The following is a 25,371-nucleotide window of genomic DNA, read 5'->3' on the forward strand; positions in this document are numbered from 1 at the left end:
CGGAGGCGCTGCCTCCGGACCTCCGAGGTATTTTCATCAAGATGAAGGCAGGGGAGGCGCGGCGCTGCCGCCAGGAGGTCATTCGGCGGGTTGAAAGCCGACGATGAGCTGGCGCAGGCCGAGGGCCGCTCCGGCGAAGATGGCGGCGAAGGTGACCGGTGCGGACAGCGCCAGCACCGAGAAGGCCGACAGACCCTGCCCGATGGAACAGCCGAGGGCGATCACGGCACCGCCACCCATCAGGGCCGCGCCGAGGATCTGGCGGCGCAGTTCGCGCGGATCTTCGCAGGCTTCCCAACGGAAGTGACCCTTGATGAGCGATCCGATGAAGGCCCCGGCCCAGACACCGGCCACCGAGCCCACCGCGAAGGACAGTGGTCTTGCGGAGCCGGTCATCCACCACAGGATGGTATCCCCCAGCGGGGCGGCGAAACTGTGCGAGACCACCGGCAATGCTTCGAACCCGTCGCGGGCCACCCAGCTTGTGCCGGCCCAGGCCAGAACCACGGACGCGCCGACGGCGGCTGCCCAGGCGACCCGCGCGGGCTTCGCCCAGAGCGGTCTGGATGCGGCCGAACCCGCAAGGATCAGTGCGCCGATCGCCATGCCGATCGCGTTGACTGAAAGGCCCGACATGGCCGACAGCTGATGGGCGATGCCCGGGGCGACCTCGGTGGTGACCGGCGTTTGCGGAAAGACCATGTCGCGCAGGGGGGCGAGTGGGCCGGACAGGACGACGAAGGTCGACACGCCCATCACCAGGACGATCACGAAGCTGCGCAGATCGCCGCCACCCAAGCGGGCAATCGCTCCGTAGCCGCAGTTTCCGGCCAGTGCCATGCCGTAGCCGAAGATCAGTCCGCCCAGGATGGAGGCCAGCGGCATCCATCGGATCGAGAGGTAGTAGGTCTGGGAGTCGACAAGACGTCCGGTGGCCATCAGGGCAAAGCTGCCGAGGATGGCGAGACCGATGGCCACGCCCCACATCCGCATGCGCACAGTCGAACCGCCGTACAGTGCATCTTCGATGGCACCGAGTGTACAGAACCGGCCAAGGCGGGCGGCGAGGCCCAGAAGCACCCCGCTGCCAAGGCCGATCAAGGCCACGACGTTGTGCTCACCAATGATGTCCAGCATGCCAGAGCCCTCCTCCCGACCTGACGTGGTTGGTCGAATATGCGGAAAACGGCAGATGAATTCAAGGAAATGCTTCGGCGGGCAGCGCCCTTTGCGTCACTTGTCCTCGGCGCCGCAGAAAAGCTCGTATACCGTTTCCAGCATCTTGCGCGGGCGGTCGTCGGCGAGGCTGTAATAGATCGCCTTGCCGTCGCGACGGGGAATGACGAGCCCCTCGAGGCGCAGACGGGAGAGTTGCTGGCTGACGGCGGCCTGCCGGGCGGACAGCAGTTCTTCGAGTTCCGTGACGGATTTCTCGCCGGTGACGAGGTGGCACAGGATCATCAGGCGGCCCTCGTGGCTGATCGCCTTCAGGAAGGACGATGCGGTCGTCGCCTGATCCACGATCTCTTCGAGTTCGTCCTCTGTCAGATCGCTGCGCAATACCGGTAATGGCATCTCTGTCCCTGCCGCTCTTATTGGTCGTTCGGTGTCGGTTCGAAATCCGTATGGGTTTCCAGAAGTCGGGAGAACACGGGCCAGAAGAAATCTTGGCCGACGTATCCTTCCATGCGGGCGATCTCCTGGCCATCCTCCATAAGTATGAATGTTGGCGTAAAGGTCACGCTGCGGGCATAGCTCATGCCATCGGGCGGCGCTTGACGCAAGTCCGCGCGCAGCAGCGGGGCATAGCGGCCCTCGGCGGTGTTGGGATAGGCCGGGGCGATTTCGTCGTTCCAGGCGGCGCAATAGGCGCACCCCCTTTGTTCGACCATGACGAGGGAGACATCGCTGGCAAGGGCAGGCGACCCCGATGTCGCCATTGTCAGGGCGAGCCCGGCAGAAAGAAAGCGTATGCCCATGTATGCACCAATTGACGAATGCTTTTCGCACAACGTAATATGAATATGTGAATTGTTCAAGGAAGGGCATCCGGGATGCTTGATATTTCGTTTGCGGGCGCGGCTCTCGCCGGGCTTTTGAGCTTTTTCACGCCGTGCATCCTTCCGATGGTGCCGTTTTACCTGTGCTACATGGCCGGGATTTCCATGAACGAGTTGCGCGATGATGCCGGAATCACTCCTGGCGCTCAACGCCGCCTGATCCTGTCAGCCGTGTTCTTTGCTGCCGGGGTCACCACGATCTTTGTTCTGCTGGGCATGGGCGCTACGGCCGTCGGGCAGGCCTTTGCCGACTGGAAGCAGCCGTTGTCCTACGTCGCAGCGGCGATCCTCTTCGTGTTCGGCCTGCATTTCCTGGGCGTCATCAAGATCGGGCTGCTGTATCGGGAGGCGCGCCTGGAGAGCAAGGCAGAGCCGACCTCGGTGATGGGGGCCTACGTGATGGGGCTGGCGTTCGGCTTTGGCTGGACGCCCTGTGTCGGTCCTGCGCTTGCCTCGATCCTGATGATCGCCTCGGGCATGGGGGACATCGCACGCGGCGGTCTGCTGCTCTTTGTCTACGGCGTCGGCATGACCGCGCCCTTCGTGATCGCCGCGCTGTTCTCGGGGCCGTTCCTGAAGTGGACCGCGCGGCACCGCAGCAAACTTCAATATGTCGAGAAGGTGATGGGGGCGATGCTGATCCTCTTTGCTATTCTCATCGCGACGGATAGCGTGAACCTGATCGCTCAGTGGATGATCGAGACATTCCCGAGCTGGACATCGCTCAGCTGACCGTCTGTGGATTACGGCCCGTTGGCCATCAAGGGAGGACTTTGTGATGAAGGCATGGATCGGTGCGGCGGTGATGGCCGCCATGGCGTTGCCCGTCTCGTTGCCCGTCTGGGCGGCAGAGAAGGGCGATGACGGGCTCTACAAGGAACCCTTCATGCATGACACCTTCAAGGATCTGCGCGAGGACCTTGGAGAAGCCAACGCGGCAGGCAAACGCTTTGTCCTGATGTTCGAGCAGAACGGCTGCATCTACTGCCACCAGATGCACGAGGAGGTCTATTCCGATCCCGAGCTGTCGCAGTTCATCGACGAGAATTTCTTTGTCGTGCAGTTGAACCTGCATGGTGACACCGAGGTGACGGACCTGGATGGCGAGGTGCTGTCCGAGAAACAGATGGCGCGGAAATGGCGGGTGCTGTTCACGCCGAGCGTGGTCTTCCTGCCGGAGGAGGTCGCCGAGGGCACGTCTGCGGTCGATGCCGCTGTCGCGATCATGCCGGGCGCGTTCGGCAAGGGGACGACGCGCGACATGTACACCTGGGTTCTGGAGAAGCGCTACGACATGGAAGCAGAGACCGGCGAGGATTTCCAGCGTTACCACGCGCGGCGAATCCAGGAGCGTTCGAACGGTTCGACGGACTGAACGCGCCGAATCGTTCGGCTGATTCCATCGGCGAATTCCGCCCGTTCAGCAGGTGCTGCGCGGGATGTGCGGAACGTTCCCGGCAACGGTCCCGTGGCGGGTCGAATTTCTTTCTGTCCGGGGAGGGGAGGGCCAAGGTTTGCGGTTTTGGGCGTTCTGGAACCGGCGGGTTGCCGGAGGATTCTTCAGCTTGGGCGTGTTTCAAATTCTTCAAGGTCATCGTTTCAATATTTTGATTTTGTTAATTTTTGGCGGTGAACGTGCCGCCAAGGTCATGTGTATCCTTCGAGGAAAGATCACCCTTGGCGCGTGTGTTTGCACAGCATTAATTCACAACTGTGAATTTGTTGTTGCGTGACGGGCCTCCGGTGGCCTACGGTATACACCAGCCGGTATGAGGTTGAGCCCTTGTATGGGCTCGCAAGCCTAGGGAGGGAAAATGAGGCTTACTACGATTACAGCGGTCGCGGTGCTTATGGCAGGCGCGGCCTTCGCAGAGGACGTGACCCCCGACACCGTGCAGTTCGGCGAGGACGGCCAGATCGAAGCATCACTGACCGGGACTGCAGGCGATGCGGAAAATGGCGCAAAGGTCATGACCAACCGTGGTCTCGGCAACTGTGTGGCCTGCCACGCGGTGACTGCGCTGAGCAGCGCACCGTTCCACGGCACGGTCGGCCCGACCCTTGATGGCGTCGGTGGATACCGTTCCGAGGCAGAGCTGCGCGGGCTCGTGGTGAACCCGAAAATGATGTTCGAAGGCACGGTGATGCCCGCCTTCTACAAGACCAGTGGCTTCAACCGCCCGGGTCAGGATTACACCGGCAAGGCCGTGGAGGGCGATATCAAGCCGATCCTCTCGGCTCAGGAAGTGGAAGACGTGGTCGCGTTCCTGATGACCCTTCAGGACAGCTGATCGCATAGTTTCAAGGAGAAAACGCATGGACTTCACGCGTCGTGAGACGTTGGCACTGGGTGCCGGCGCAGCACTGCTGACCATCCTGCCGTTCCGCGCACATGCGGCGGCAGAGGACGTCATCAACGAATTCACCGGCGGTGCCGCACTGGCCGACGCCGGTGTGGAGCTGGACGCTCCGGAAATCGCCGAGAACGGCAACACCGTTCCGGTCTCCGTCTCGGCAGAAGGCGCTTCGGCGATCCTGCTGATCGCGGCCGGCAACCCGACACCGGGTGTCGCGACCTTCAACTTCGGCCCGCTGGCCGCATCGCAGGCTGCGTCCACACGTATCCGCCTTGCCGGTACGCAGGACGTGATCGCCGTGGCCAAGCTGGCCGACGGCTCCTTTGCAAAGGCGTCGAAGACCGTGAAGGTCACCATCGGCGGCTGCGGCGGCTAACTCAGACATCTCAGGAGACAAGAACATGGCAGACGGCGTCAAACCCCGCGTCAAGGCCCCGAAGTCGGCAGCAGCTGGCGAAGCCGTGACGCTGAAGACCCTGATCTCGCACCCGATGGAATCGGGCCAGCGCAAGGACAGCTCGGGCAACGTGATCCCGCGGTCGATCATCAACCGCTTCACCTGTGAGTACAACGGTCAGAGCGTGATCGACATCACGCTGGAACCGGCGATCTCGACCAACCCTTACTTCGAATTCGAAGCGACCATCCCGGAAGCCGGCGAATTCAAGTTCACCTGGTACGATGATGACGGCTCTGTCTACGAGGACAGCAAGCCCGTGACCATCGGCTGAATGATCTTCCCTGTCCCGCGTCGCGCGGGGCAGGGAGTGCCAATTGGGAGGGAATAACATGAAATTCACGGCACTGACGGCGATTGCCGCACTGCTGATTGCTCCGGCAGCCTTTGCCGAAGCCGATGACGACACCCTCGTCATCAACGGTGACCTCGAAATCACCACCAAGACCGACGCCCCGGCACATCTCGAAGGCGCGCTGGACACGATCTATTCGGGCTGGCACTTCCGCGATGACGAAACCCAGGCCATGGAAATGGACGATTTCGACAATCCGGGCATGATCTACGTCGATCAGGCGCGCGACATCTGGAACACCGCCGATGGCTCCGAAGGCAAGTCCTGCGCGGACTGCCACGGCGCTCCGGAAGACATGGCCGAAGTGCGCACCGTCTATCCGAAGTGGAACGAAGCCGCTGGCGAGGTCCGCAACCTTCAGATGCAGTTCAACGACTGCCGCACCAACCGCATGGGTGCAGAAGCGTGGAAGTACGACGCGGAACCGGCCGTCTGGACGGAAACGCTGCTGTCTTCGGTGGCGCGTGGCAAGCCGATGAACGTGGCCATCGACGGTCCCGTCGCGGACATGTGGGCCCAGGGCAAGGAACTGTACTACACCCGTACCGGTATCCTCGACCTGTCCTGCGCGTCCTGCCACGAGCAGAACTACGGCAACTACATCCGTTCGGACCATCTTTCGCAGGGCCAGACCAACGGTTTCCCGGTGTATCGTCTGAAAGACACGAAGATGACCTCCACCCATGGTCGCTTCAAGGGATGCGTGCGTGACACCCGCGCCGAAACCTACAAGCCCGGTTCGCCGGAATTCCTGGCACTGGAGCTGTACGTGGCATCGCGCGGCAACGGCCTGTCGGTCGAATCTCCGTCCGTCCGCAACTGATCCAAACTCGCCCCGCGCGTTCGGTTGACGCGCGGGGTTTCCCGTTCATAACTTATTCACACATGCGCATGTGTGTCATGAGAGAAAGACCCTCCCCATGATCTCAAGACGCGATTTCCTGCAGGTGTCCATGGCGGCTTCGGCGATGGTCGGGGCCTCGGGCTTTGGCAACTGGGCGCGGCTGGCCGCACAGCAAAGCCTGACCCAAGACCAGCTGCTGCAATTCGACACCTTTGGCAACGTCAGCCTGATCCACGTCACCGACATCCATGCGCAGCTGATGCCCATCTATTTCCGCGAACCGTCGGTCAACATCGGTGTTGGCGACAATCGCGGCCAGGTGCCGCACGTGACCGGTGCCGACTTCCGCAGGCTTTACGGCATCGACGATGGCTCCCCCTCCCATTACGCCCTCTCGTCCGGTGACTTCTCTGCGCTGGCAAAGGCTTACGGAAAGGTCGGTGGCCTCGACCGCGTGGCGACGGTTGTGAACGCGATCCGGGCCGACCGCCCCGACGCGCTGCTGCTGGACGGCGGCGACACCTGGCATGGGTCCTACACCTGCTACCAGACCGAAGGTCAGGACATGGTCAACGTCATGAACGGGCTGAAGCCCGATGCGATGACCTTCCACTGGGAATTCACCCTCGGTTCCGAGCGTGTGACCGAGCTGGTGCAGGGCCTGCCGTTTGCCGCACTGGGTCAGAATATCTTTGACGCCGAATGGGACGAGCCGCTGCCCGACCTGTTCCCGCCGTACAAGTTCTTTGAACGTGGCGGGGTGAAGATCGCCGTTATCGGTCAGGCCTTCCCCTACATGCCCATCGCGAACCCGCGCTGGATGTTCCCGGAGTTCTCCTTTGGCATCCGCGACGAGAACATGCAGGCGATGGTCGACGAGGTCCGCGCCCAGGGCGCCGAGCTGGTCGTTGCCCTGTCGCACAACGGTTTCGACGTGGACAAGAAGATGGCGTCGATCGTCAAGGGCATCGACGTGATCCTGTCGGGGCACACTCATGACGCGCTGCCGGAACCGGTTCTGGTGGGCGAGACGATCATCATCGCCTCCGGGTCGAATGGCAAGTTCGTGTCCCGCGTCGACCTCGACGTGCGCGACGGGCGCATGATGGGCTTCCGCCACAAGCTGATCCCGATCTTCTCGGACGTCATCACGCCCGACGCCAACATGACTGCTCTCATCGAAGAGCAGCGCGCCCCCTACAAGGCCGAGCTGGAAGAGGTCATCGGCACCACCGACGAGCTTCTGTACCGCCGCGGCAACTTCAACGGCACTTGGGATGACCTGATCTGCAACGCGCTCATGTCCGAGCGCGAGGCCGACATCGCCATGAGCCCCGGCGTGCGCTGGGGGCCGTCGCTGAACCCGGGCGACAACATCACCCGCGAGGACATCTGGAACGTCACCTCGATGACCTATGGCGAGGCGTATCGCTCTGAAATGACGGGCGAATTCATCAAGGTGATCCTCGAGGACGTGGCCGACAACATCTTCAACCCCGATCCCTACTACCAGCAGGGCGGGGACATGGTCCGCATCGGTGGCATGGGCTACCGCATCGACGTGACCAAGCCGCAGGGCGAGCGCATCAGCGACATGACCCTGCTGAAGACGGGCGAAGCCATTGATCCGTCCAAGACCTACATCGTCGCCGGTTGGGCGTCGGTGAACGAGGGCACCGAGGGCCCGCAGATCTGGGACGTCGTCGAAAGCCACATCAAGAAGCTGGGCACGGTCACTCTCGAGCCCAACAACAGCGTCGAAGTGGTCGGCGCGTAAGCCTGGTCACAGGAATCCTTCATGGAGGAGAACAACATGAGCACAGAGAACAAGGGCACCTCGCGCCGCCAGTTCCTGACCAGCGCCGCCGCGCTGGGGGCAGGGGCGGTGGCAGCGACCGCCGCGCGCGCTGCGGATCCCGATCCGCTGATCACCGAGGTCCAGTCCTGGGCCTCGTCCTTCGGCGATGGTGTTGACGCCACGCCCTACGGCCTGCCGATCAAGTTCGAGGACGACGTGATCCGTCGCAACGTGGAATGGCTGACCGCCGACACGATCTCTTCGATCAACTTCACGCCGATCCACGCGCTGGACGGCACGATCACCCCGGCAGGCTGCGCCTTTGAACGCCACCACTCCGGCGCGATCGAACTGGCGAAGGAAGACTATCGCCTGATGATCAACGGTCTGGTCGACAAGCCGCTGGTCTTTACCTACGAGGATCTCGAGCGGTTCCCGCGCGAGCAGCATGTCTACTTCTGCGAATGCGCCGCGAACACGGGCATGGAATGGGCGGGCGCGCAGCTGAACGGCGCGCAGTTCACCCACGGCATGATCCACAACATGGAATACACCGGCGTGCCCCTGCGCACCCTGCTGGCCGAGGCCGGTCTGGATGCTGCGGGCGACCTCAAGGACAAGTGGGTCTACGTCGAGGGCGCGGATGCGTCCTCCAACGGGCGGTCCATGCCGATGGAAAAGGCGATGGACGACGTGCTGGTGGCCTTCAAGGCCAATGGCGAAGCCCTTCGCAAGGAGCATGGCTACCCGGTCCGCCTTGTCGTTCCCGGTTGGGAAGGCAACATGTGGGTCAAATGGTTGCGCCGCGTCGAAGTGACGAATGCCGCCGTTGAATCCCGCGAAGAGACGTCGAAGTACACCGACACGCTGGCCGACGGCACCTCGCGCAAGTGGACTTGGGTCATGGATGCGAAATCCGTGGTCACCTCGCCCAGCCCGCAGGCTCCGATCAAGCACGGTCACGGCCCGGTGGTCATCACCGGCATGGCGTGGTCCGGCCATGGCAAGATCACCCGCGTCGACGTGTCGAAGGATGGCGGCATGACTTGGGAAACCGCACGTCTGGCACAGGACGGCGCGAACAAGGCGCTGGCCCGCTTCTACCTCGACACCACCTGGAACGGCGAGGAGTGGCTGCTGCAATCGCGCGCCATCGACGAAACCGGGTACGTCCAGCCGACCAAGGCGCAGCTGCGCGAAGTGCGCGGCGAAAACTCGATCTACCACAACAACTGTATCCAGACCTGGCACCTGAAAGCCAATGGGGAGGCGGAAAATGTCGAAGTCTCTTAATCTTTACGCTGGTTCCGCCATCGGCGTCGGCCTCATACTCGTGGCGGCGTACAACTTTGCCGACCGAAATGTGACGCCGATGCCCAAGAACCCGCCGGTTCTGGGCGCTCTGCCCGCGCCGATCCCCGAACCGGAAGCCCCGGTTCAGCAGGCCGCGGCAGAGCCCGCTGCCGAAAGCGACGGTGGGTTGCTGGTCGCGGCGGCCAACGCCGAGTCGCATTCTGGCGGGACGCGGTTCGGTCTGGGCCGCGAAGCCTTGCCCGAAGAAGTCGCCGCATGGGACGTGAACATCATGCCCGACGGCACCGGCCTGCCGGATGGGTCGGGCAATGCCGCAGATGGCGAAGCGATCTTTGAAGAGAACTGCGCGGTCTGCCACGGCTCCTTTGCCGAGGGTGTCGACAACTGGCCGAAGCTGGCTGGCGGCGACGGCACGCTGGCCAACAAGGACCCGCTGAAGACCGTCGGCTCCTACTGGCCCTACCTGTCCACCGTCTGGGATTACGTCCATCGCTCGATGCCCTTCGGCAATGCGCAGACGCTGTCGCCCGACGAGGTTTACGCCATCACGGCCTACATCCTCTATTCGAACGACATCATCGACGACGAGTTCGAGCTGTCGCGCGACACCTGGAATGAGGTCGCGATGCCGAACGCCGAGGGCTTCATCGTCGATGATCGGGCCGAGGCGGAATACACCATGTGGCGGACTGAGCCTTGCATGGAAAACTGCAAGGATGCGCCGGTCGAGATCACCATGCGCGCGACCGTTCTGGACGTGACTCCCGATCAGGCTGGCGACGAGGCGCCTGCGGCGACCGAGGAGATGAACACCTCCAACGACGCGGCGACGGTGCAGCCCGAACCCGCCGCCGAAGAGCCCGCAGCAGAGGAAGTGACCCCGGCCGCTGCCGAGGAAGCTCCCGCTGCCGAAGCCCCGGCCGAAGAGGCGTCCGCCGAAACCGGCGCGCCCGATCCGGAACTTGTCGCCGCTGGCGAGAAGGTCTTCAAGAAGTGCAAGGCCTGCCATCAGGTGGGTGAAGGCGCCCAGAACAAGACTGGCCCGCAGCTGAATGGCGTCGTTGGCCGTGACATCGGTTCGGTGGACGGTTTCAAGTACTCCGGCAGCATGGAGGAGATGGACGGTGCATGGACGCATGACGCGCTTGCGGCCTTCCTGGCCAAGCCGAAGGACTACGTGAAGGGCACCAAGATGGCCTTTGCCGGTCTGAAGAAGGACGACGAGATCGCAGCCGTCATCGCTTACCTGCAAGCGCAGCAGTAACGCACCATGATGAAGAGACTGCTTGCCACAGTCCTTCTTGTGCTGGCCCCGGTGACGGGGCCAGCCATCGCAGAGGAGGAGGCCCAGTTGATCGGCGATGCCGAAAACGGGGCAAAGATTTTCAGGAAGTGCACGGGCTGCCACCAGATTGGCCCGGGTGCAGAGAACCGCGCAGGACCACATCTGAACGGCATCTTTGGCCGGCGTGCCGGGGCGATCGAGGGGTTCGACTATTCCGCCTCGATGGAGCGGGCGCATGATGACGGTCTTACCTGGGACCGCGAGCGGCTGGACGCTTATATCCAGAATCCCCGCGCGCTCATTTCCGGGACGCGCATGTCCTTTCGCGGGATCAAGGACGCGCAGGACCGCCACGATGTCCTCGCCTATCTGCGCAGTTTCACCGCAAGCCCGCAGGACATTCCCGAATCGGCCCCCACGGGTATCGCACGCGAAGTGGAGTTACCGCCCGAGATCCTCGCCATTGTCGGTGACCGCGATTACGGCGAATACCTCGCGTCCGAGTGCCTGACCTGCCATCAGCGCAACGGCACGGACGAGGGCATTCCCTCGATCATCAAATGGCATCCAGACGACTTTGTCGTTGCCATGCACGCCTACAAGCGAAAGTTGCGACCTCATCCCGTGATGCAGATGATGGCAGGTCGTCTCACGGACGAGGAAATCGCGGCGCTTGCTGCGTATTTCGCGACGATCGACTGAGCGAACCCGCGTCACTGGCGCGGGTTCGCCATTATTTTCTGGAAAAACTTGCAATGCATAGAAACATGCGCAAGTGTTTATCTATCAGCAATATAATTGCCCGAGCCAACGGGCGCTTGCCGTTAGGATCGCCTTCTGGGCGAACGTTTACCTATGTCTGATGGAGGAGGAGACACCATGACATTCAACAGAAGGACTTTTCTGGGAACCGCCGCCGCGGCGGCTTCGCTGTCTGCGCCGATGGTCCATGCGGCGAGCCATGGCAAACCAAAGGTGGTCGTTGTCGGCGGCGGGGCAGGGGGCGCGACCGCTGCCCGCTACATTGCCAAGGACTCGAAGGGCGAGATCGACGTCACGCTGATCGAACCCTCGCGCACCTATTACACCTGTTTCTTTTCGAACCTCTACATCGGCGGCTTTCGCGACCTGCAAAGCATCGCGCATGACTACGGCACGCTCGCCAGTGAGTATGGCATCAACGTCGTACACGACTGGGTCATCGGCGTGGACCGCGACGCCAAGACCGTCAGCCTCGCCGGTGGGGGAAAGGTGCCCTACGACAGCCTGATCCTGTCGCCGGGGATCGACTTCATCGAAGGCTCCGTGCCCGGTTGGGATCTGTCCGCACAGGACGTCATGCCCCACGCCTATAAGGCCGGCACCCAGACCACCCTGTTGAAGTCGCAGATCGCGGCCATGCCGGAGGGCGGCACCTACGTCATGGTTGCGCCGCCGAACCCCTATCGCTGCCCACCCGGTCCGTACGAGCGCATCTCGATGGTGGCGCACGTCCTGTCGCAGACCAATCCCACGGCCAAGATCATCATAGCGGACCCGAAGGAAAAGTTTTCGAAACAGGCGCTGTTCGAAGAGGGCTGGAACAAGCACTATTCCGGCATGATCGAACGTCTGGGGCCGGATTTCGGGGGCGGCAACGTCTCGGTCAACCCCGACACGATGGAAGTCGACGTGGACGGCGAGGTCATCAAGGCGGACGTGGTCAACGTTATCCCGGCGCAGAAGGCGGGGCTGGTCTGCGCAGCGGCCAACCTCACCGACGGCAACTGGGCCCCCGTCGATGGCCACACCATGCAAAGCCGCATGGACGAGAACGTCTACATCCTCGGCGATGCCACGAACCAGGGCGATATGCCGAAATCGGGTTTCTCGGCCAATTCGCAGGCGAAGGTTGCCGCCATGGCGGTGCGCGGTGCCTTGACCGGGTCCAAGGTCTTCCCGGCGAAATTCTCCAATACCTGCTGGTCGCTGATTGCTCCGGATGACGGCATCAAGGTCGGGGCCGCTTACGAGGCCACGCCGGAAAAGATCGCCAGCGTCTCCAGCTTCATCAGCCAGACGGGGGAGGACGCGGCGCTGCGCAAGACCACCTACGAGGAAAGCCTCGGCTGGTACGAGGGGATCACGACCGACATGTTCGGCTGATCCCTGTCGGAAAACCGCAAAGGCGGCGTGACCATGCGCCGCCTTTCGCGTGCAGGACAGGTCTTGACCTTTCCTGCCGGAGGTCGCCCTCTACCGGCATGCCCCACGGACACCATCATCACCACGAGATCAGCGCAGAAACCGGCGACCGGCGCATGGCACTGGCCGTCGCGGTGAACGTTTTGCTGACATTTGCTCAGATTGTCGGCGGTATTCTGTCTGGCAGTCTCGCGATGATCGCCGATGCGCTGCACAACTTTTCGGACGCGGCCAGCCTTGTGATCGCTGTCTGGGCGCGCAAGATCGCACGCCGCCCCGCAGATGCCGACATGACCTTTGGCTATGCCCGCGCCGAGGTCGTGGCCGCCCTGATCAACCTGACCACACTGATCGTCATCGGCCTGTACCTCATCTACGAGGCCGTTCTGCGCTTCATTGATCCGCAGCCCGTCGAAGGCTGGCTTGTCGTCATCATCGCCGGTGTCGCCCTCGTGATCGACCTGGCCACCGCAGGCCTCACATGGGCCATGGCGAAGGACAGCGTAAACATTCGCGCGGCGTTCCTGCACAACCTTGCGGACGCGCTTGGCTCGGTGGCGGTGATCCTCGCGGGCACCGTGATCCTGCTGTATGGCTGGACCTGGGTGGACCCGGCGGTGACGCTGGGCATCGCTCTTTACATCCTCTGGATGGCCTTATCCGAGATCGGCGGCGTTGTGCGCATCCTCATGCTCGGCACGCCTCCGCGTATGGTTGCCGAGGATGTTCTGCAAACCGCCGAAGGGGTTAGGGGGGTCGAAGGCATCCATCGCGCGCACATCTGGCAGTTGGACGAGCACCGCCCGGCCTTGCTGGCACACCTGGTGATCGCGCCCGGTGACTGGGGCAAGGCGGACGCGATCAAGGCCGAGGTCAAGGCGCGGCTGCATGCCGATCACGGTTTGGAGCATGTGACGCTTGAACTGGAGTGTTCAACGCATAGCTGTTCAGCGCCGGTCAGAATCGGCGGATGATGCCACCCCGCTCGGCACTCAACGAACACTGGCGCGAATTGCAGCAGATTCCCGCCGCCCCTTGCAGCCCTTTAACCCCGATACTAAGACTCAGGTAACACCTAGACGATACTTAGGCTTCCAGAAGCAGCAGCAGGCAGGACCGTGATGAGAGACCCGATTGAAACCTACATGAACCTCGTCCCGATGGTGGTCGAGCAGACCTCGCGTGGCGAACGTGCCTACGACATCTTTTCCCGCCTGCTGAAAGAGCGGATCATTTTCCTGAACGGCCCCGTGCATGACGGCATGTCCTCGCTGGTGGTGGCGCAGCTGCTGCACCTCGAAGCCGAGAACCCGTCCAAGGAAATCTCGATGTACATCAACTCGCCGGGCGGTGTCGTGACCTCCGGCCTGTCGATCTATGACACGATGCAATACATCAAGCCGAAGGTCTCGACGCTGGTGATCGGTCAGGCGGCCTCCATGGGCTCGCTGCTGCTGACCGCCGGTGCGCCGGGCATGCGCTTCTCGCTGCCGAACTCGCGCATCATGGTGCACCAGCCCTCCGGCGGCTATCAGGGTCAGGCGACCGACATCATGATCCACGCCGAGGAAACGCTGAAGCTGAAGCGCCGCCTGAACGAGATCTACGTGAAGCACACGGGCCAGACCTACGAGGCGGTCGAAAACGCGCTGGAGCGTGACAATTTCATGGATGCCGAGCGCGCAAAGGAATGGGGCCTGATCGACGAGATCGTGACCAGCCGCAATGCCGACGGTGAAGAAACAAAGAGTTGATTAAGCTGGCCCCATCGCTGTTAGGGATGGGGCCAACTTTCGGATTGTCGCGCCCGGATGGCTGGCCTAAGCTGTCTGGATACTGGCGCAAGGCCTCTGGCGGGCGTCGATTGCGACCCCGACAGACGATGAAAACCGGGGAATCCGGGAAAGGTGCTGAGCATGGCAACGAATACAGGTGGTGACAGCAAGAACACGCTCTACTGCAGCTTCTGCGGCAAGAGCCAGCACGAGGTGCGCAAGCTTATCGCTGGCCCCACGGTGTTCATCTGTGACGAATGCGTAGAGCTGTGCATGGACATCATCCGCGAGGAGACGAAGGGCGCAGGCCTGAAGTCCGCCGACGGTGTGCCCACTCCGCGCGAGATCTGCGATGTGCTGGACGATTACGTCATTGGCCAGATGAAGGCGAAGCGCGTTCTCTCCGTCGCGGTGCACAACCATTACAAGCGCCTCAACCACTCGCAGAAATCCTCGGATATCGAGCTGGCGAAATCGAACATCCTGCTGATCGGCCCGACCGGCTGCGGCAAGACGCTGCTTGCGCAGACGCTTGCGCGTATCCTCGACGTGCCGTTTACCATGGCGGACGCAACCACGCTGACCGAAGCCGGTTACGTCGGTGAGGACGTGGAAAACATCATCCTCAAACTGTTGCAGGCGTCGGAATACAATGTCGAACGCGCGCAGCGTGGCATCGTCTACATCGACGAAGTCGACAAGATCACCCGCAAGTCCGAGAACCCATCGATCACCCGCGACGTGTCGGGCGAGGGCGTGCAGCAGGCGTTGCTGAAGCTGATGGAAGGCACTGTTGCTTCCGTGCCGCCGCAGGGCGGGCGCAAGCATCCGCAGCAGGAATTCCTGCAAGTGGACACGACCAATATCCTCTTCATCTGTGGCGGTGCTTTTGCCGGTCTCGACCGCATCATCAAGCAGCGCGGCAAAGGCTCTGCCATGGGATTTGGTGCCGACGTTCGCGACGAAAGCGAGAAGGGCATCGGCGAAACCTTCAAGGAACTCGAACCCGAGGACCTGCTGAAGTTCGGCCTCATCCCGGAATTCGTTGGCCGTCTGCCCGTTGTGGCGACGCTCGAGGACCTCGACGAGGACGCGCTTGTCACCATCCTGACGCAGCCGAAGAACGCCTTGGTCAAGCAGTACCAGCGCCTGTTCGAGATGGAAGACACCGACCTGACCTTCACCGACGATGCTTTGAAGGCGATCGCCAAGAAGGCGATCGAGCGCAAGACCGGCGCACGTGGCCTGCGCTCCATCCTCGAAGGCATCCTGCTCGACACGATGTTCGAACTGCCGGGCATGGATGATGTGACCGAGGTCGTGGTCAACGAAGAGGCGGTCGGAACCGACGCCAAGCCTCTGATGATCTACGCCGATCAAAAGAAAGAGGGCGCGTCGGCCTCGGCCTGAGAGCGCATTTTCTGAACGATTGAAGGCGGTGTCGCAAGGCACCGCCTTTTTCCATTCTGGAGCGGGCCTAAAGAGATTACCGTTTGGGAGTCCGCAGTTTGCAATGGACGTCAAACGCATCTGCGCAGACGCGTTCTGGCGCCGTAGGACCCCGCCGTTATTCTTAGGCGCAGGACAAAAGTACCCGGACATGGAAGTTATTCGGGGCGCATTTCTGGCACCGCATCGCCCGCGCGCGTGATCGGCCCGACTGGCAACCCACGTCCTTGCCGGCAGACGCCCTCGATCCCTTCCTGTAGTGCCTTGGTGATCCACTGGCGCTGTTTTCCATCACCGTCATCGGCGGCAAACGGTTGCCGCGACTCGAGGCGGCTTTGGCGCGACCCGGTGGCTGGTGGCTTGCCGATGGCCGCGTCGCGGTTCTATACGCGCCGTCAGACCGACTCGTTGTGATAATGCGGCGGGTCGGGTGGCTTTACTTCTAGAGGCAAGGAAGCACTCAGATGACCATCAAGCGTATTCACACCGGCAGCCCCTTCGAAGCGAAGATCGGCTACTGCCGCGCCGTCGTGGCGGGCGGCTTTGTCCATGTCGCTGGCACCGTGGGGCAGGGCGATACCGTTCAGGAACAGTGCCGCGCGGCGCTGGACGTGATCGGCAAGGCACTGGCCGAGGCAGGCTCCTCCTTCGACAAGGCCGTGCGCGTAAACTACTACCTGCCCGACGCCGCGGAGTTCGAACCCTGCTGGCCGATCCTGACCGAAGTCTTCGGCGCGAACCCGCCTGCGGCCACCATGGTGGAATGCAACCTGATCGACCCGAAGTACCGGATCGAGATCGAATTGACCTGCCTCGCCTGAGGCCTCAGGCGGCGGTGTCCACCAGCTTGTACTCCGCCCCCAGCAACGACTGCATCTCGGCCTCTTCGGGCTGCGCCCAGGCCGCCCCGGCCGAGATGAACCCACCCGCCACCAGCGCCTTCTGCATGGCGGCAAAGTCCGGCTCTCCGATCCACAGGCGTTTGCGCGGTGTGTCCACCCGGCGCCACATGCGGCGCAGGTGCTCGACCCAGCGCGGCTTGACCCCGGTAAAGCTCTCGATATGCGTCGAGATATGCTGCGTGGCCTTGGATTTGCGCCGCAGGATCATGGCGACTTCAGTCTCCGGCCCTCCGGCGAAGGCATACAGGTGCAACGACGATCCCTCGGCTGCGATCACCTTCTTCGCGGCGCGATAACGGGCGATCTGCACGTCCAGGGAATGCTCCTGCGGGTGGAAGATCTCGTAACCTTCGGCCTCCAGATACGTCTCCAGCGCGGTCTCACCCAGAACGGCGCCCCGGGCGGGGCCAAGCCGCGAGCGGCTGATGTACAGCTTCTCTGGCCCCTCGGGGGCGATGTCCGGCGCGAACCGCGATTTGACGGCTGCACGGAACGCTTCCGTTCCCTGGCTGATGTCCCCCAGTCCGAAACCCTGACCCGGCACAACCAATTCATCGACGCGCAGGGCAGACCGCGCCTCGCGGATCGGCAGAGTGCACCCCACCAGGTCCAGAAAGCCCTTCTGGAATCCCGGCGGCGGGTCGTCATTGGTTGGGTTCTTTGGGATGAAGAGGATACCGTCGAACCCCGACTGGTCCAGTTGCTCAAGCGCCCAAAGGCGCGTGATGCTTTCCGTGATGAAATGCGGGAAATACCGCCACAGGGTGCCGCCCCACAGCCATTTCCCGGGCAGGTGTTCGACCTCACCAACGGGCATCGCGGGCGGCTGAGTCAACAGCCGCTTACCCCGCCACAGCGCCGCATGCGGCACCGGCAGGCCCTTCTTGTCCAATACGCCCGCCTCCTGCACATGGGCGCGCGTTGCGGGCGGGATCACGTAGGGCTTTTCGACCGTGACGATCTCGCCCGACCAGCCCTGATCCGGGCGGGGCGCCGTGAGGAAAACAGCCGGCCGGGTACAGGTCCAGACAAAGCGGGTCGATACCTCCGGCACCTTCGTAAACCCTGCGGCGCGCAGGAAATCCTTGCAGCGCGCAGCGCCCTCGGTGCCATACAGACCGGGATGAAATTCGATCACCACGGCGCGGATACCGTCGAGTTTTGCGTGTTCCAGGAAATCCAACTCGCCCCCTTCGATGTCGATGATCAGGATATCGGGCGCGAACTCCTCCATGACCTCGGCAAAACTGGCCGTGGGGACCTCGACCGGGGTGGTCGGCCGCTTGTCGTTTTCCAGCAGCGAAGATCCAAGGAACGAACTGCGCACATGAAAGGTCATGCTCTCGGGGCGGTCCTCTGCCGAGATCAGCACCTGATTGCGCACTTCCATCCGGTCTTCGAGACCGTTCAGGCGGTGCAACTCCCTGATATGCGGGATCAGGTCGGGGTTCGCTTCGAAGGACAGCACGGCCTCTGGCTTGGCGTTCAGGGCGGTCACCGCACCGACGATGCCCAGTCCCGCCCCCATTTCCAGCACCCGGTCACCGTCACGCACCACCGCGAGCGCCCCGGCGATCTCCTCGCCCTCATAGCGCGCGGCTTCGATCCGCTGGATGCGCATCTCGTTCAGAAAGGGCGTAGGCGGAACCTTCACGCCCTTGCAGGTGACGACATGGGCGTCGGTGGGATGGGTCAATTCGGACATGTCTGCTCGCCTTCCGGGGCCATTCTGCCCCTTTTTCGCGGAACCTTGCCATAGCCGGTCGATCATATCAGCGGATTTTTCCCCATTTGGTGAAGAACCTGCGCGAAATGCGTCACCTCTGCCACTGGACGTTGCTCGCAGCATTCGCCATACAGACAGGGAATTTCGAAGGAGTCGTCCATGGGCATTCTCAACACCCTTCTCCGCGCCGTCACCTGGTGGAACGGCGCCACGCTCAACACGCTTCTCTATACGAAGCGCAAGGGCAAGAAAGTGGGCGAGGACGAGCAGGGCAACACCTATTACGAAAGCAGCGAAGGACGCCGCTGGGTGATCTTCAACGGCGAGGCAGAGGCGTCGCGCGTATCCCCGGACTGGCACGGCTGGCTGCATTACACCTTCGACGAAAAGCCCTCCGAGCGTCCGCTGAAGCACAAGGCGTGGGAAAAGCCGCATCAGGAGAACCTGACCGGCACCGCGCTGGCCTATGCGCCCGCCGGGTCGATCCGTGCCGTGCGCCCGGTTGAGCGTTCCGATTACGAGGCGTGGTCGCCGGAATGACCCATTCTGCGGGCGAGGTCGCCCTGGGTGGGGTGGTTCTGGTCGGCGCGCTGGCGTTCGGCCTTTACACGATTCAAAGCACAGGCTTTTCGGTCGGCAGTGCGGGCTACCCGTTGAAGGCCTCCTTCCGTTCGATCGAAGGGGTGAGCGTCGGCACCGATGTGCGTCTGGCGGGTGTCAAGGTGGGCACCGTGACGGGTATTGCCCTGAACGATCAGACCTACCGTGTAGATACCGAGGTGACCATCGCGGATGGCATCCAGATCCCCGACGACAGTGCGATCATCATCGCCTCCGAAGGGCTTCTGGGCGGCAACTTTGTCGAGATTTCGCCGGGCGGTTCGCCATTCTACTTCGCGTCCGGGGACGAGATTCTCGATACGCAAGGCTCGGTAAGCCTGCTGACATTGCTCCTGAAATACGTTGGCGGAGGGAGTGAGGAATGAAATCCCTTCTGTTGGCCGCGGCCCTCTTGCTGCCCGCGGCCGTAAGCGCCCAGGAAGCCGTCAATTCCGGGTCCGGCGCGGTGCTGCGGGCGCTGGACAAGCTGAACGCCAAGGTCGGGGACTTCACGCTGGCCAATGGTCAGTCCGAAGCCATGGGCCTGATCGAGGTGTCGCTGCGCGAATGCCGCTATCCGGTGGACGATCCCACCGGCAACGCCTACGCCTTTCTCACCATCCGAGAGGCGGGTGTTGCGCAGCCCGTTTTCCAGGGATGGATGGTGGCCTCGTCACCCGCTCTGAACCCGCTGGATCACCCGCGCTACGACGTCTGGGTGCTGCGCTGCACGACCGAATAAGGGCGCATTAACGCGCTTGGTCCAGCCTCCGAAGCCGCGCCGCGACCTCTGATCCATGCGCGGCCAACGGTTTCGACAGGATGTCGGCTGTCCCTTCCAGTGCTTCGGCAAGTCTCAGGCGATAGTCGGCGCGCGTGATCTCCCGTGCGCCGAGGGTGGCCAGATGCGGCGTCAGGAACTGTGTGTCAAACAGGATGAATCCCGACCGGCGCAGCAGGTCCACCAGCCACGCCAGCGCCATTTTCGACGCGTCCGTGATCCGTGAAAACATGCTTTCACCGCAAAAGGCCCGCCCGACGGTCACACCATAGACGCCCCCGACCAGCGCGCCATCCTGCCAGATTTCCAGAGAATGCGCCTGTTCCAGCTCGAACAGGGCGCCGTACAGCGCGCGGATCTCGTCGTTGATCCAGGTTTCCTGCCGATCGGCGCAACCGTCGATCACGCCCTCGAAGTCACGGTTCAGCGTGACCTCGTAATTCATCCGGCCCAACCGTTTTGCCAGGCTGCGGGACACATGGAACCCGTCCAAAGGCAGAATGCCCCGACGCCGGGGATCAACCCAGAAGATCTCGGGATCGTCGCGACGCTCGGCCATCGGGAAGATGCCGGACCGATAGGCGTGCAACAAAAGCTCGGGGGTAACGTCCATGATCCGCGAAAATTGGCGCAGAGGCGCGGTTTACCCGATCAGCCTAACGGATCGGGGAAGGGGGGGCAAATGCTGCTTGCCGGATCAAGACAAAGGCCGCCCGAAGGCGGCCTTTGATCGGTGTCCTGATTACTTCAGGTTGCCAGCGTCCAACCACTTTTCCAGCCAGTGAATGTTGTATTCGCCGGTGTGGATGTCCTTCTCTTGCAGAAGGGCGTGGAACAGCGGGACAGTCGTGTCGATGCCATCCACGATCAGCTCCCCCAGCGCGCGGTTCAGACGCGCCAGCGCCTCGGGACGGTCGCGTCCATGCACGATCAGCTTGGCGATCAGGCTGTCGTAATAGGGCGGGATGCGGTAGCCGTCATAAAGCGCGGAATCCATCCGGACGCCCAGACCACCCGGCGCATGAAAATGCGAGATCGTCCCCGGAGAGGGCCGGAATTCCGGCAGTTTCTCGGCGTTGATCCGCACCTCGATGGCGTGACCATTGATGACCAGATCATCCTGCGTAAAGGACAGCGGCAGGCCAGCGGCCACGCGGATCTGTTCGCGCACCAGATCGACGCCAAAGATCCCCTCGGTCACCGGGTGTTCCACCTGCAAACGGGTGTTCATCTCGATGAAGTAGAACTCGCCGTCCTCGTAAAGGAACTCGATGGTGCCGGCACCGCGATAGCCCATCTTGGCAATCGCATCGGCACAGATGCCACCGATCCGGGCGCGCTCCTCGGGGGTGATGCAGGGGCCGGGGGCCTCTTCAAACACCTTCTGGTGACGGCGCTGCAACGAACAATCGCGCTCGCCCAGATGCACACCGCCGCCCTGACCGTCGCCAAAGACCTGGATCTCGATGTGGCGGGGCTTCTGGAGGTATTTCTCGATGTAGACTTCGTCGTTGCCAAAGGCGGCCTTGGCCTCGGCCCGCGCGGTGCGATAGGCCTTCTCCATGTCGGCCTCGGAGGCTGCGACCTTCATGCCGCGCCCACCGCCACCGGCGGTCGCCTTGATGATGACGGGATAGCCGAACTCGGCGCCGATCATCTTGGCATCTTCCAGCGTCGGAACGCCGCCCGCAGACCCCGGCACGCAGGGAATCCCCAGCGTCTTCGCGGTCTCCTTCGCGGTGATCTTGTCACCCATCATCGAGATATGCTCGGCGGAGGGGCCAATGAACGTGATGTCGTGATCTTCGACGATCTGCACGAAGCGCGCGTTCTCGGAAAGGAAACCGTAACCCGGGTGAATCGCCGTGGCGCCGGTGACTTCACAGGCCGAGATGATCGCCGGGATCGACAGATAGCTGTCCGTCGACGGCGCCGGGCCGATGCAGATGGTTTCGTCGGCCATGCGCACATGCATGGCATCGCTGTCGGCGGTGGAATGCACCGCGACCGAGGGGATGCCCATCTCGCGGCAGGCCCGGATCACGCGCAGCGCGATCTCGCCCCGGTTGGCAATGAGGATCTTGTCGAACATGGGTTATTCCAGGATCACCAGCGGGGCACCGTATTCGACCGGAGCACCATCCTCGACGAGGATGCGCTTGATGGTGCCGGCGCGCGGTGCGGGGATGTGGTTCATGGTCTTCATGGCTTCGACGATCAGCAGCGTGTCGCCCTCGGCCACGGTCGCACCGACCGAGATGAAGGCCGGGGCACCCGGTTCCGCTTGCATGTAGACCGTGCCGACCATGGGCGAGGTCACCGCGCCGGGGTGCGCTGCCGGGTCTTCGGGCATGGTGGGCGCTGCCGCAGCGGCGGTCGGCGCGGCAGCCGCAACGGGGGCCGCAGCCACGGCGGCCGGAGCAGGGGCCGCGTAGGTCACCTGAGTCGGAGCGGCGCGCGACACGCGCACGTTCAGGCTGTCATCCTCGCCGTACTCGCGGCTGACCTCGAGTTCGGTCAGGTCGTTCTCGTTCAGAAGTTCCGCCAGCGCCTTGATGAAGGCGACATCCGCCTCGTGGGTGTTCTTGCTCATACCGTCCTCGTGCCTAGACTTGGGCCATATCCGGAGGCCACATTGCGGCCTTTAGCGCCAACGCGCTGCCTGCGGGCCTTATAGGTGAGGTTTTGCGCGGTGAAAAGCGACCCCGATGCGGGTTTTCGCTTATGCGGCCGGGGAAAATGCGTCTGCCAGTCCCGGAAACGACACAAGCGCGGCAGGCTGGACACCGCCGCGCTGTGTATCGTTCGTGGCCACGAGGCCGTCAGTTCTGGACGCTGAGCAGGTCCTTGCGCGAAATGCTGGCCGCTTCTTCGTAGGCCGCCGGGGCATTGGCCACACTCGCGGGGGCCTGCTCCTTGGGCGTCTCGGCCTTGATCGGCATCGACATGGGGGCACGTTCCGGAACGGGTTCCGCGCGGGTCGGCGTCGCGGGCTTGCTTGCAGCTTCGGCCTTGATCTCTTCCAGGGCAGGAGAGGTTTCGTCTGCCGGGGTCATGGCGTCGCCGTCCTCCTCCGCTGTTATGGTGGCAGCGCGCGCGGAGCCGTCCGTATTGGCCACCTTCTCCGGTGCGGGGACCTTTTCATCGGACCCGGTGCCAAGCGCCTGGTCCTGCAACATCTGGCTGATCTTGATCTGCATGATCGACGGTGGCGGATTATGTTTGACCGGATCCACTTCGCCCTGGACGGCGTAATAGAAGGTTCTTGGCGACCCACTGCCCAATTGTGTTTCCGGTCTACGAGAGTCGAGAATGGGTTGAACCTCGGGGATCGAGGGTTTCTTGACCGGCGCGCCCGGCAGGCCCAGGGGATGGCCCGTGACCTGTGGCGCACTCAAGTATGAGAGGCCTGCGAGTTGCATCTTACTGCTCCGTCCAGCGTGCCCCCACCAGACAGTTCTAACATATCCTGAACAGCTTCGCAGCGGGGCCCGTCAATTTGAAAGCAAAATCGGAGGCGCTGATTAACGGGACCTAAGAGCGCGTTTATCTGGGAAACAAAAAGGCGGGGAGAACCCCGCCTTTTCACGTTTTGTAAATCGCGTGATCCGAGTCAGCGGTTCATCCGGTTTTCAATCAGGTCGTCGACGACGGCGGGTTCTGCGAGTGTGGAGGTGTCGCCGAGGGCGCCGTAGTCGTTTTCGGCGATCTTGCGCAGGATGCGGCGCATGATCTTGCCCGAGCGGGTCTTGGGCAGGCCGGGGGCCCATTGGATCAGGTCGGGGGACGCGATCGGGCCGATTTCCGTGCGGACCCAGGTGCGTAGCTCCTTCTTCAGATCCTCCGAAGGCTCCACGCCGTTCATCAAGGTGACGTAGCAGTAAATGCCCTGGCCCTTGATCTCGTGCGGGTAGCCGACCACTGCGGCCTCGGCGACCTTCTCATGCGCCACGAGGGCCGATTCGACCTCTGCGGTGCCCATGCGGTGGCCCGAGACGTTGATGACGTCATCGACGCGCCCGGTGATCCAGTAGTCGCCGTCCGCGTCGCGGCGGCAGCCGTCGCCCGAGAAGTAATAGCCTTTGTAATCAGCAAAGTAGGTCTTCTCGAACCGCTCGTGATCGCCCCAGACGGTGCGCATCTGGCCGGGCCAGCTGTCCTTGATCGCCAGTACGCCCTCGGTCGGCAAGGCGTCGATTTCCTGGCCCGACTGCGGGTCCAGAACCACCGGCTGCACGCCAAAGAACGGCTTCATCGCGGCACCCGGTTTGGTTGCATGGGCGCCCGGCAGCGGGGTCAGCAGGTGGCCGCCGGTCTCGGTCTGCCACCAAGTGTCGACGATCGGGCATTTACCTTTGCCGACGATGTCGTTGTACCAGTTCCAGGCCTCGGGGTTGATCGGTTCGCCCACAGTGCCGAGGATGCGCAGGGAGCTGAGGTCGCATTTCTCGACGAACTCCGGACCCTGGCCCATCAGCGCGCGGATCGCCGTCGGCGCGGTGTAGAACTGGTTCACCTTGTGCTTTTCGCAGACCTGCCAGAAACGGCTGGCATCCGGGTAGGTCGGCACGCCCTCGAACATCAGCGTGGTCGCGCCGTTCGCCAGCGGACCGTACACGATATACGAGTGTCCGGTGACCCAACCCACGTCTGCCGTGCACCAGTAAACGTCGCCTTCATGATAATCGAAGACAACTTCCTGCGTCAGCGACGCGTAAAGGAGATATCCACCCGTCGTGTGTACAACGCCCTTCGGCTGGCCCGTCGAGCCGGAGGTGTAAAGGATGAACAGCGGGTCTTCGGCATTCATTTCAACGGGCTGGCAGTAGTCGGACGCTTCCAGAGCCATCTCGTTGTAGTCATAATCGCGGCCGTCCACCCAGGTGGTCTGGCCACCGGTGCGCTTGACCACGAGGCACTTCACGCTGTCCTTGCAGTGCAAGAGCGCCTTGTCGGCATTGGTCTTCAGCGGGGTCTTGCGGCCTCCGCGCGGGGCTTCGTCGGCGGTGATGACGACCTTGGCGTCGCAGCCGTTCACACGGGCGGCGAGGGCGTCGGGCGAGAAGCCGGCGAAGACGATGGAATGGATCGCGCCGATGCGGGCGCAGGCGAGCATGGCATAGGCGGCCTCGGGGATCATCGGGAGGTAGATGATGACCCGGTCGCCCTTCTTGACGCCCATGGTTTCCAGCACGTTTGCCATGCGGCAGACGCGGCGGTGCAGGTCGTTGTAGGAAATCGACTGCGCCTGCTCGTTGGGATCATCGGGTTCAAAGATGATGGCTGTCTGGTTGCCGCGCTTTTCCAGATGGCGGTCGATGCAGTTCGCGGCCACGTTCAGCGTGCCGTCGCGGAACCACTCGATCTTGACCTGGCCGAGGGTGAAATCGGTGTTCTTGATCTCGGTCGGCTGTTTCATCCAGTCGAGCCGCTTCGCCTGCTCGCCCCAGAAAGCCGCCGGATCAGCAACCGACGCCGCATACA

Annotated in this window: 28 protein-coding genes; 19 read left to right on the plus strand and 9 right to left on the minus strand. The window is 62.7% G+C overall.

Translation table 11 applies throughout. The annotated features are described in order from the left end of the window. Positions 1-78: 78 nt before the first annotated feature. From ACP16H_RS25305 to ACP16H_RS25315, 3 genes are all read right to left on the minus strand, one after another. Positions 79-1,137: a YeeE/YedE family protein gene (locus ACP16H_RS25305; protein WP_425074932.1), complete on the minus strand. Its 1,059-nt coding sequence runs from the start codon at positions 1,135-1,137 to the stop codon at positions 79-81. Between the two features lie 96 nt (positions 1,138-1,233). Then, positions 1,234-1,575: an ArsR/SmtB family transcription factor gene (locus tag ACP16H_RS25310; protein WP_425074933.1), complete on the minus strand. Its 342-nt coding sequence runs from the start codon at positions 1,573-1,575 to the stop codon at positions 1,234-1,236. Between the two features lie 17 nt (positions 1,576-1,592). Next, on the minus strand, positions 1,593-1,940 hold the full coding sequence (locus ACP16H_RS25315; protein ID WP_425074958.1) for a thioredoxin fold domain-containing protein: 348 nt from the start codon (positions 1,938-1,940) through the stop codon (positions 1,593-1,595). 114 nt (positions 1,941-2,054) lie between these two features. On the opposite strand from ACP16H_RS25315, the gene ACP16H_RS25320 reads away from it, so the two are divergent. The 16 genes from ACP16H_RS25320 (at position 2,055) to ACP16H_RS25395 (ending at position 16,699) form a co-directional block, all read left to right on the plus strand. Further along, positions 2,055-2,792 carry a cytochrome c biogenesis CcdA family protein gene (locus ACP16H_RS25320; RefSeq protein ID WP_425074934.1) on the plus strand — a complete coding sequence of 246 codons (738 nt, stop codon included), beginning with the start codon at positions 2,055-2,057 and terminating at the stop codon, positions 2,790-2,792. A 46-nt stretch (positions 2,793-2,838) separates the two neighbouring features. Beyond that, a complete protein-coding gene (locus ACP16H_RS25325) occupies positions 2,839-3,435 on the plus strand; it encodes a thioredoxin family protein (protein WP_425074935.1) in 597 nt (198 codons plus the stop codon). A 64-nt stretch (positions 3,436-3,499) separates the two neighbouring features. Beyond that, the gene (locus ACP16H_RS25330) at positions 3,500-3,793 is read left to right on the plus strand and encodes a hypothetical protein (RefSeq protein WP_425074936.1); all 294 of its coding nucleotides are present in this window, start codon (positions 3,500-3,502) and stop codon (positions 3,791-3,793) included. 81 nt (positions 3,794-3,874) lie between these two features. Next, complete coding sequence (gene soxX / locus ACP16H_RS25335) at positions 3,875-4,351, plus strand: sulfur oxidation c-type cytochrome SoxX (protein WP_425074937.1); 477 nt, start codon at positions 3,875-3,877, stop codon at positions 4,349-4,351. A 25-nt stretch (positions 4,352-4,376) separates the two neighbouring features. After that, positions 4,377-4,793 carry a thiosulfate oxidation carrier protein SoxY gene (gene soxY / locus ACP16H_RS25340; RefSeq protein WP_425074938.1) on the plus strand — a complete coding sequence of 139 codons (417 nt, stop codon included), beginning with the start codon at positions 4,377-4,379 and terminating at the stop codon, positions 4,791-4,793. A gap of 25 nt (positions 4,794-4,818) precedes the next feature. Continuing rightward, positions 4,819-5,148, plus strand: a complete 330-nt coding sequence (gene soxZ / locus ACP16H_RS25345) for a thiosulfate oxidation carrier complex protein SoxZ (protein ID WP_425074939.1) — start codon at positions 4,819-4,821, stop codon at positions 5,146-5,148. Positions 5,149-5,206: 58 nt separating this feature from the next. Further along, positions 5,207-6,052, plus strand: coding sequence for a sulfur oxidation c-type cytochrome SoxA (soxA, locus tag ACP16H_RS25350; protein ID WP_425074940.1), 846 nt, complete (start codon positions 5,207-5,209; stop codon positions 6,050-6,052). A 97-nt stretch (positions 6,053-6,149) separates the two neighbouring features. Further along, positions 6,150-7,850 (plus strand): thiosulfohydrolase SoxB, encoded by a 1,701-nt coding sequence (soxB, locus tag ACP16H_RS25355; protein ID WP_425074941.1) that lies wholly within the window; start codon positions 6,150-6,152, stop codon positions 7,848-7,850. Between the two features lie 36 nt (positions 7,851-7,886). Continuing rightward, positions 7,887-9,164: a sulfite dehydrogenase gene (gene soxC, locus ACP16H_RS25360; protein WP_425074942.1), complete on the plus strand. Its 1,278-nt coding sequence runs from the start codon at positions 7,887-7,889 to the stop codon at positions 9,162-9,164. Continuing rightward, a complete protein-coding gene (locus tag ACP16H_RS25365; protein WP_425074943.1) occupies positions 9,148-10,449 on the plus strand; it encodes a c-type cytochrome in 1,302 nt (433 codons plus the stop codon). Before soxC ends, ACP16H_RS25365 begins: the two co-directional genes overlap by 17 nt. Before the next feature lie 9 nt (positions 10,450-10,458). Further along, positions 10,459-11,172 (plus strand): c-type cytochrome, encoded by a 714-nt coding sequence (locus ACP16H_RS25370; protein ID WP_425074959.1) that lies wholly within the window; start codon positions 10,459-10,461, stop codon positions 11,170-11,172. Positions 11,173-11,349: 177 nt separating this feature from the next. After that, positions 11,350-12,615 carry an FCSD flavin-binding domain-containing protein gene (locus ACP16H_RS25375; RefSeq protein ID WP_425074944.1) on the plus strand — a complete coding sequence of 422 codons (1,266 nt, stop codon included), beginning with the start codon at positions 11,350-11,352 and terminating at the stop codon, positions 12,613-12,615. 98 nt (positions 12,616-12,713) lie between these two features. Next, positions 12,714-13,628 (plus strand): cation diffusion facilitator family transporter, encoded by a 915-nt coding sequence (locus ACP16H_RS25380; RefSeq protein WP_425074945.1) that lies wholly within the window; start codon positions 12,714-12,716, stop codon positions 13,626-13,628. Positions 13,629-13,775: 147 nt separating this feature from the next. After that, on the plus strand, positions 13,776-14,408 hold the full coding sequence (locus ACP16H_RS25385; RefSeq protein WP_425074946.1) for an ATP-dependent Clp protease proteolytic subunit: 633 nt from the start codon (positions 13,776-13,778) through the stop codon (positions 14,406-14,408). Positions 14,409-14,570: 162 nt separating this feature from the next. Then, positions 14,571-15,839, plus strand: a complete 1,269-nt coding sequence (clpX, locus tag ACP16H_RS25390) for an ATP-dependent Clp protease ATP-binding subunit ClpX (RefSeq protein ID WP_425074947.1) — start codon at positions 14,571-14,573, stop codon at positions 15,837-15,839. 503 nt (positions 15,840-16,342) lie between these two features. Beyond that, positions 16,343-16,699, plus strand: a complete 357-nt coding sequence (locus tag ACP16H_RS25395) for a RidA family protein (protein ID WP_425074948.1) — start codon at positions 16,343-16,345, stop codon at positions 16,697-16,699. A gap of 4 nt (positions 16,700-16,703) precedes the next feature. Here ACP16H_RS25395 and ACP16H_RS25400 read toward each other — a convergent pair whose 3' ends face one another. Beyond that, positions 16,704-18,485, minus strand: coding sequence for an FkbM family methyltransferase (locus ACP16H_RS25400; RefSeq protein WP_425074949.1), 1,782 nt, complete (start codon positions 18,483-18,485; stop codon positions 16,704-16,706). A gap of 180 nt (positions 18,486-18,665) precedes the next feature. On the opposite strand from ACP16H_RS25400, the gene ACP16H_RS25405 reads away from it, so the two are divergent. The 3 genes from ACP16H_RS25405 to ACP16H_RS25415 are packed head-to-tail and all read left to right on the plus strand — an operon-like array spanning position 18,666 to position 19,848. Further along, positions 18,666-19,046 carry an NADH:ubiquinone oxidoreductase subunit NDUFA12 gene (locus tag ACP16H_RS25405; protein ID WP_425074950.1) on the plus strand — a complete coding sequence of 127 codons (381 nt, stop codon included), beginning with the start codon at positions 18,666-18,668 and terminating at the stop codon, positions 19,044-19,046. After that, complete coding sequence (mlaD, locus tag ACP16H_RS25410; RefSeq protein WP_425074951.1) at positions 19,043-19,492, plus strand: outer membrane lipid asymmetry maintenance protein MlaD; 450 nt, start codon at positions 19,043-19,045, stop codon at positions 19,490-19,492. The genes ACP16H_RS25405 and mlaD overlap by 4 nt, the downstream gene beginning before the upstream one ends. Then, positions 19,489-19,848: a DUF2155 domain-containing protein gene (locus ACP16H_RS25415; protein WP_425074952.1), complete on the plus strand. Its 360-nt coding sequence runs from the start codon at positions 19,489-19,491 to the stop codon at positions 19,846-19,848. The genes mlaD and ACP16H_RS25415 overlap by 4 nt, the downstream gene beginning before the upstream one ends. Before the next feature lie 7 nt (positions 19,849-19,855). Here the strand turns inward: ACP16H_RS25415 and aat are convergent, their stop codons facing one another. The 5 genes from aat to acs form a co-directional block, all read right to left on the minus strand. After that, entirely contained in the window at positions 19,856-20,500 is a 645-nt protein-coding gene (gene aat, locus ACP16H_RS25420) for a leucyl/phenylalanyl-tRNA--protein transferase (RefSeq protein WP_425074953.1), read from the minus strand. A 129-nt stretch (positions 20,501-20,629) separates the two neighbouring features. Next, positions 20,630-21,979, minus strand: a complete 1,350-nt coding sequence (gene accC, locus ACP16H_RS25425; protein ID WP_425074954.1) for an acetyl-CoA carboxylase biotin carboxylase subunit — start codon at positions 21,977-21,979, stop codon at positions 20,630-20,632. Between the two features lie 3 nt (positions 21,980-21,982). Further along, positions 21,983-22,480: an acetyl-CoA carboxylase biotin carboxyl carrier protein gene (accB, locus tag ACP16H_RS25430; RefSeq protein WP_425074955.1), complete on the minus strand. Its 498-nt coding sequence runs from the start codon at positions 22,478-22,480 to the stop codon at positions 21,983-21,985. Positions 22,481-22,709: 229 nt separating this feature from the next. Continuing rightward, on the minus strand, positions 22,710-23,309 hold the full coding sequence (locus ACP16H_RS25435) for a hypothetical protein (protein ID WP_425074956.1): 600 nt from the start codon (positions 23,307-23,309) through the stop codon (positions 22,710-22,712). Between the two features lie 191 nt (positions 23,310-23,500). Beyond that, positions 23,501-25,371, minus strand: a 1,871-nt coding sequence (acs, locus tag ACP16H_RS25440) for an acetate--CoA ligase (protein ID WP_425074957.1), incomplete at its 5' end; no start/stop codon positions are given.

This window comes from Sagittula sp. S175 (assembly GCF_049800975.1).
GTDB lineage: Bacteria > Pseudomonadota > Alphaproteobacteria > Rhodobacterales > Rhodobacteraceae > Sagittula.

Bases quoted from the DNA above. Each gene is read 5' to 3' on its own strand.
- ACP16H_RS25305 (WP_425074932.1), bottom strand. From the start codon at position 1,137: ATGCTGGACATCATTGGTGAGCACAACGTCGTGGCCTTGATCGGCCTT.
- ACP16H_RS25310 (WP_425074933.1), bottom strand. From the start codon at position 1,575: ATGCCATTACCGGTATTGCGCAGCGATCTGACAGAGGACGAACTCGAA.
- ACP16H_RS25315 (WP_425074958.1), bottom strand. From the start codon at position 1,940: ATGGCGACATCGGGGTCGCCTGCCCTTGCCAGCGATGTCTCCCTCGTC.
- ACP16H_RS25320 (WP_425074934.1), top strand. From the start codon at position 2,055: ATGCTTGATATTTCGTTTGCGGGCGCGGCTCTCGCCGGGCTTTTGAGC.
- ACP16H_RS25325 (WP_425074935.1), top strand. From the start codon at position 2,839: ATGAAGGCATGGATCGGTGCGGCGGTGATGGCCGCCATGGCGTTGCCC.
- ACP16H_RS25330 (WP_425074936.1), top strand. From the start codon at position 3,500: ATGTGCGGAACGTTCCCGGCAACGGTCCCGTGGCGGGTCGAATTTCTT.
- soxX (WP_425074937.1), top strand. From the start codon at position 3,875: ATGAGGCTTACTACGATTACAGCGGTCGCGGTGCTTATGGCAGGCGCG.
- soxY (WP_425074938.1), top strand. From the start codon at position 4,377: ATGGACTTCACGCGTCGTGAGACGTTGGCACTGGGTGCCGGCGCAGCA.
- soxZ (WP_425074939.1), top strand. From the start codon at position 4,819: ATGGCAGACGGCGTCAAACCCCGCGTCAAGGCCCCGAAGTCGGCAGCA.
- soxA (WP_425074940.1), top strand. From the start codon at position 5,207: ATGAAATTCACGGCACTGACGGCGATTGCCGCACTGCTGATTGCTCCG.
- soxB (WP_425074941.1), top strand. From the start codon at position 6,150: ATGATCTCAAGACGCGATTTCCTGCAGGTGTCCATGGCGGCTTCGGCG.
- soxC (WP_425074942.1), top strand. From the start codon at position 7,887: ATGAGCACAGAGAACAAGGGCACCTCGCGCCGCCAGTTCCTGACCAGC.
- ACP16H_RS25365 (WP_425074943.1), top strand. From the start codon at position 9,148: ATGTCGAAGTCTCTTAATCTTTACGCTGGTTCCGCCATCGGCGTCGGC.
- ACP16H_RS25370 (WP_425074959.1), top strand. From the start codon at position 10,459: ATGAAGAGACTGCTTGCCACAGTCCTTCTTGTGCTGGCCCCGGTGACG.
- ACP16H_RS25375 (WP_425074944.1), top strand. From the start codon at position 11,350: ATGACATTCAACAGAAGGACTTTTCTGGGAACCGCCGCCGCGGCGGCT.
- ACP16H_RS25380 (WP_425074945.1), top strand. From the start codon at position 12,714: ATGCCCCACGGACACCATCATCACCACGAGATCAGCGCAGAAACCGGC.
- ACP16H_RS25385 (WP_425074946.1), top strand. From the start codon at position 13,776: ATGAGAGACCCGATTGAAACCTACATGAACCTCGTCCCGATGGTGGTC.
- clpX (WP_425074947.1), top strand. From the start codon at position 14,571: ATGGCAACGAATACAGGTGGTGACAGCAAGAACACGCTCTACTGCAGC.
- ACP16H_RS25395 (WP_425074948.1), top strand. From the start codon at position 16,343: ATGACCATCAAGCGTATTCACACCGGCAGCCCCTTCGAAGCGAAGATC.
- ACP16H_RS25400 (WP_425074949.1), bottom strand. From the start codon at position 18,485: ATGTCCGAATTGACCCATCCCACCGACGCCCATGTCGTCACCTGCAAG.
- ACP16H_RS25405 (WP_425074950.1), top strand. From the start codon at position 18,666: ATGGGCATTCTCAACACCCTTCTCCGCGCCGTCACCTGGTGGAACGGC.
- mlaD (WP_425074951.1), top strand. From the start codon at position 19,043: ATGACCCATTCTGCGGGCGAGGTCGCCCTGGGTGGGGTGGTTCTGGTC.
- ACP16H_RS25415 (WP_425074952.1), top strand. From the start codon at position 19,489: ATGAAATCCCTTCTGTTGGCCGCGGCCCTCTTGCTGCCCGCGGCCGTA.
- aat (WP_425074953.1), bottom strand. From the start codon at position 20,500: ATGGACGTTACCCCCGAGCTTTTGTTGCACGCCTATCGGTCCGGCATC.
- accC (WP_425074954.1), bottom strand. From the start codon at position 21,979: ATGTTCGACAAGATCCTCATTGCCAACCGGGGCGAGATCGCGCTGCGC.
- accB (WP_425074955.1), bottom strand. From the start codon at position 22,480: ATGAGCAAGAACACCCACGAGGCGGATGTCGCCTTCATCAAGGCGCTG.
- ACP16H_RS25435 (WP_425074956.1), bottom strand. From the start codon at position 23,309: ATGCAACTCGCAGGCCTCTCATACTTGAGTGCGCCACAGGTCACGGGC.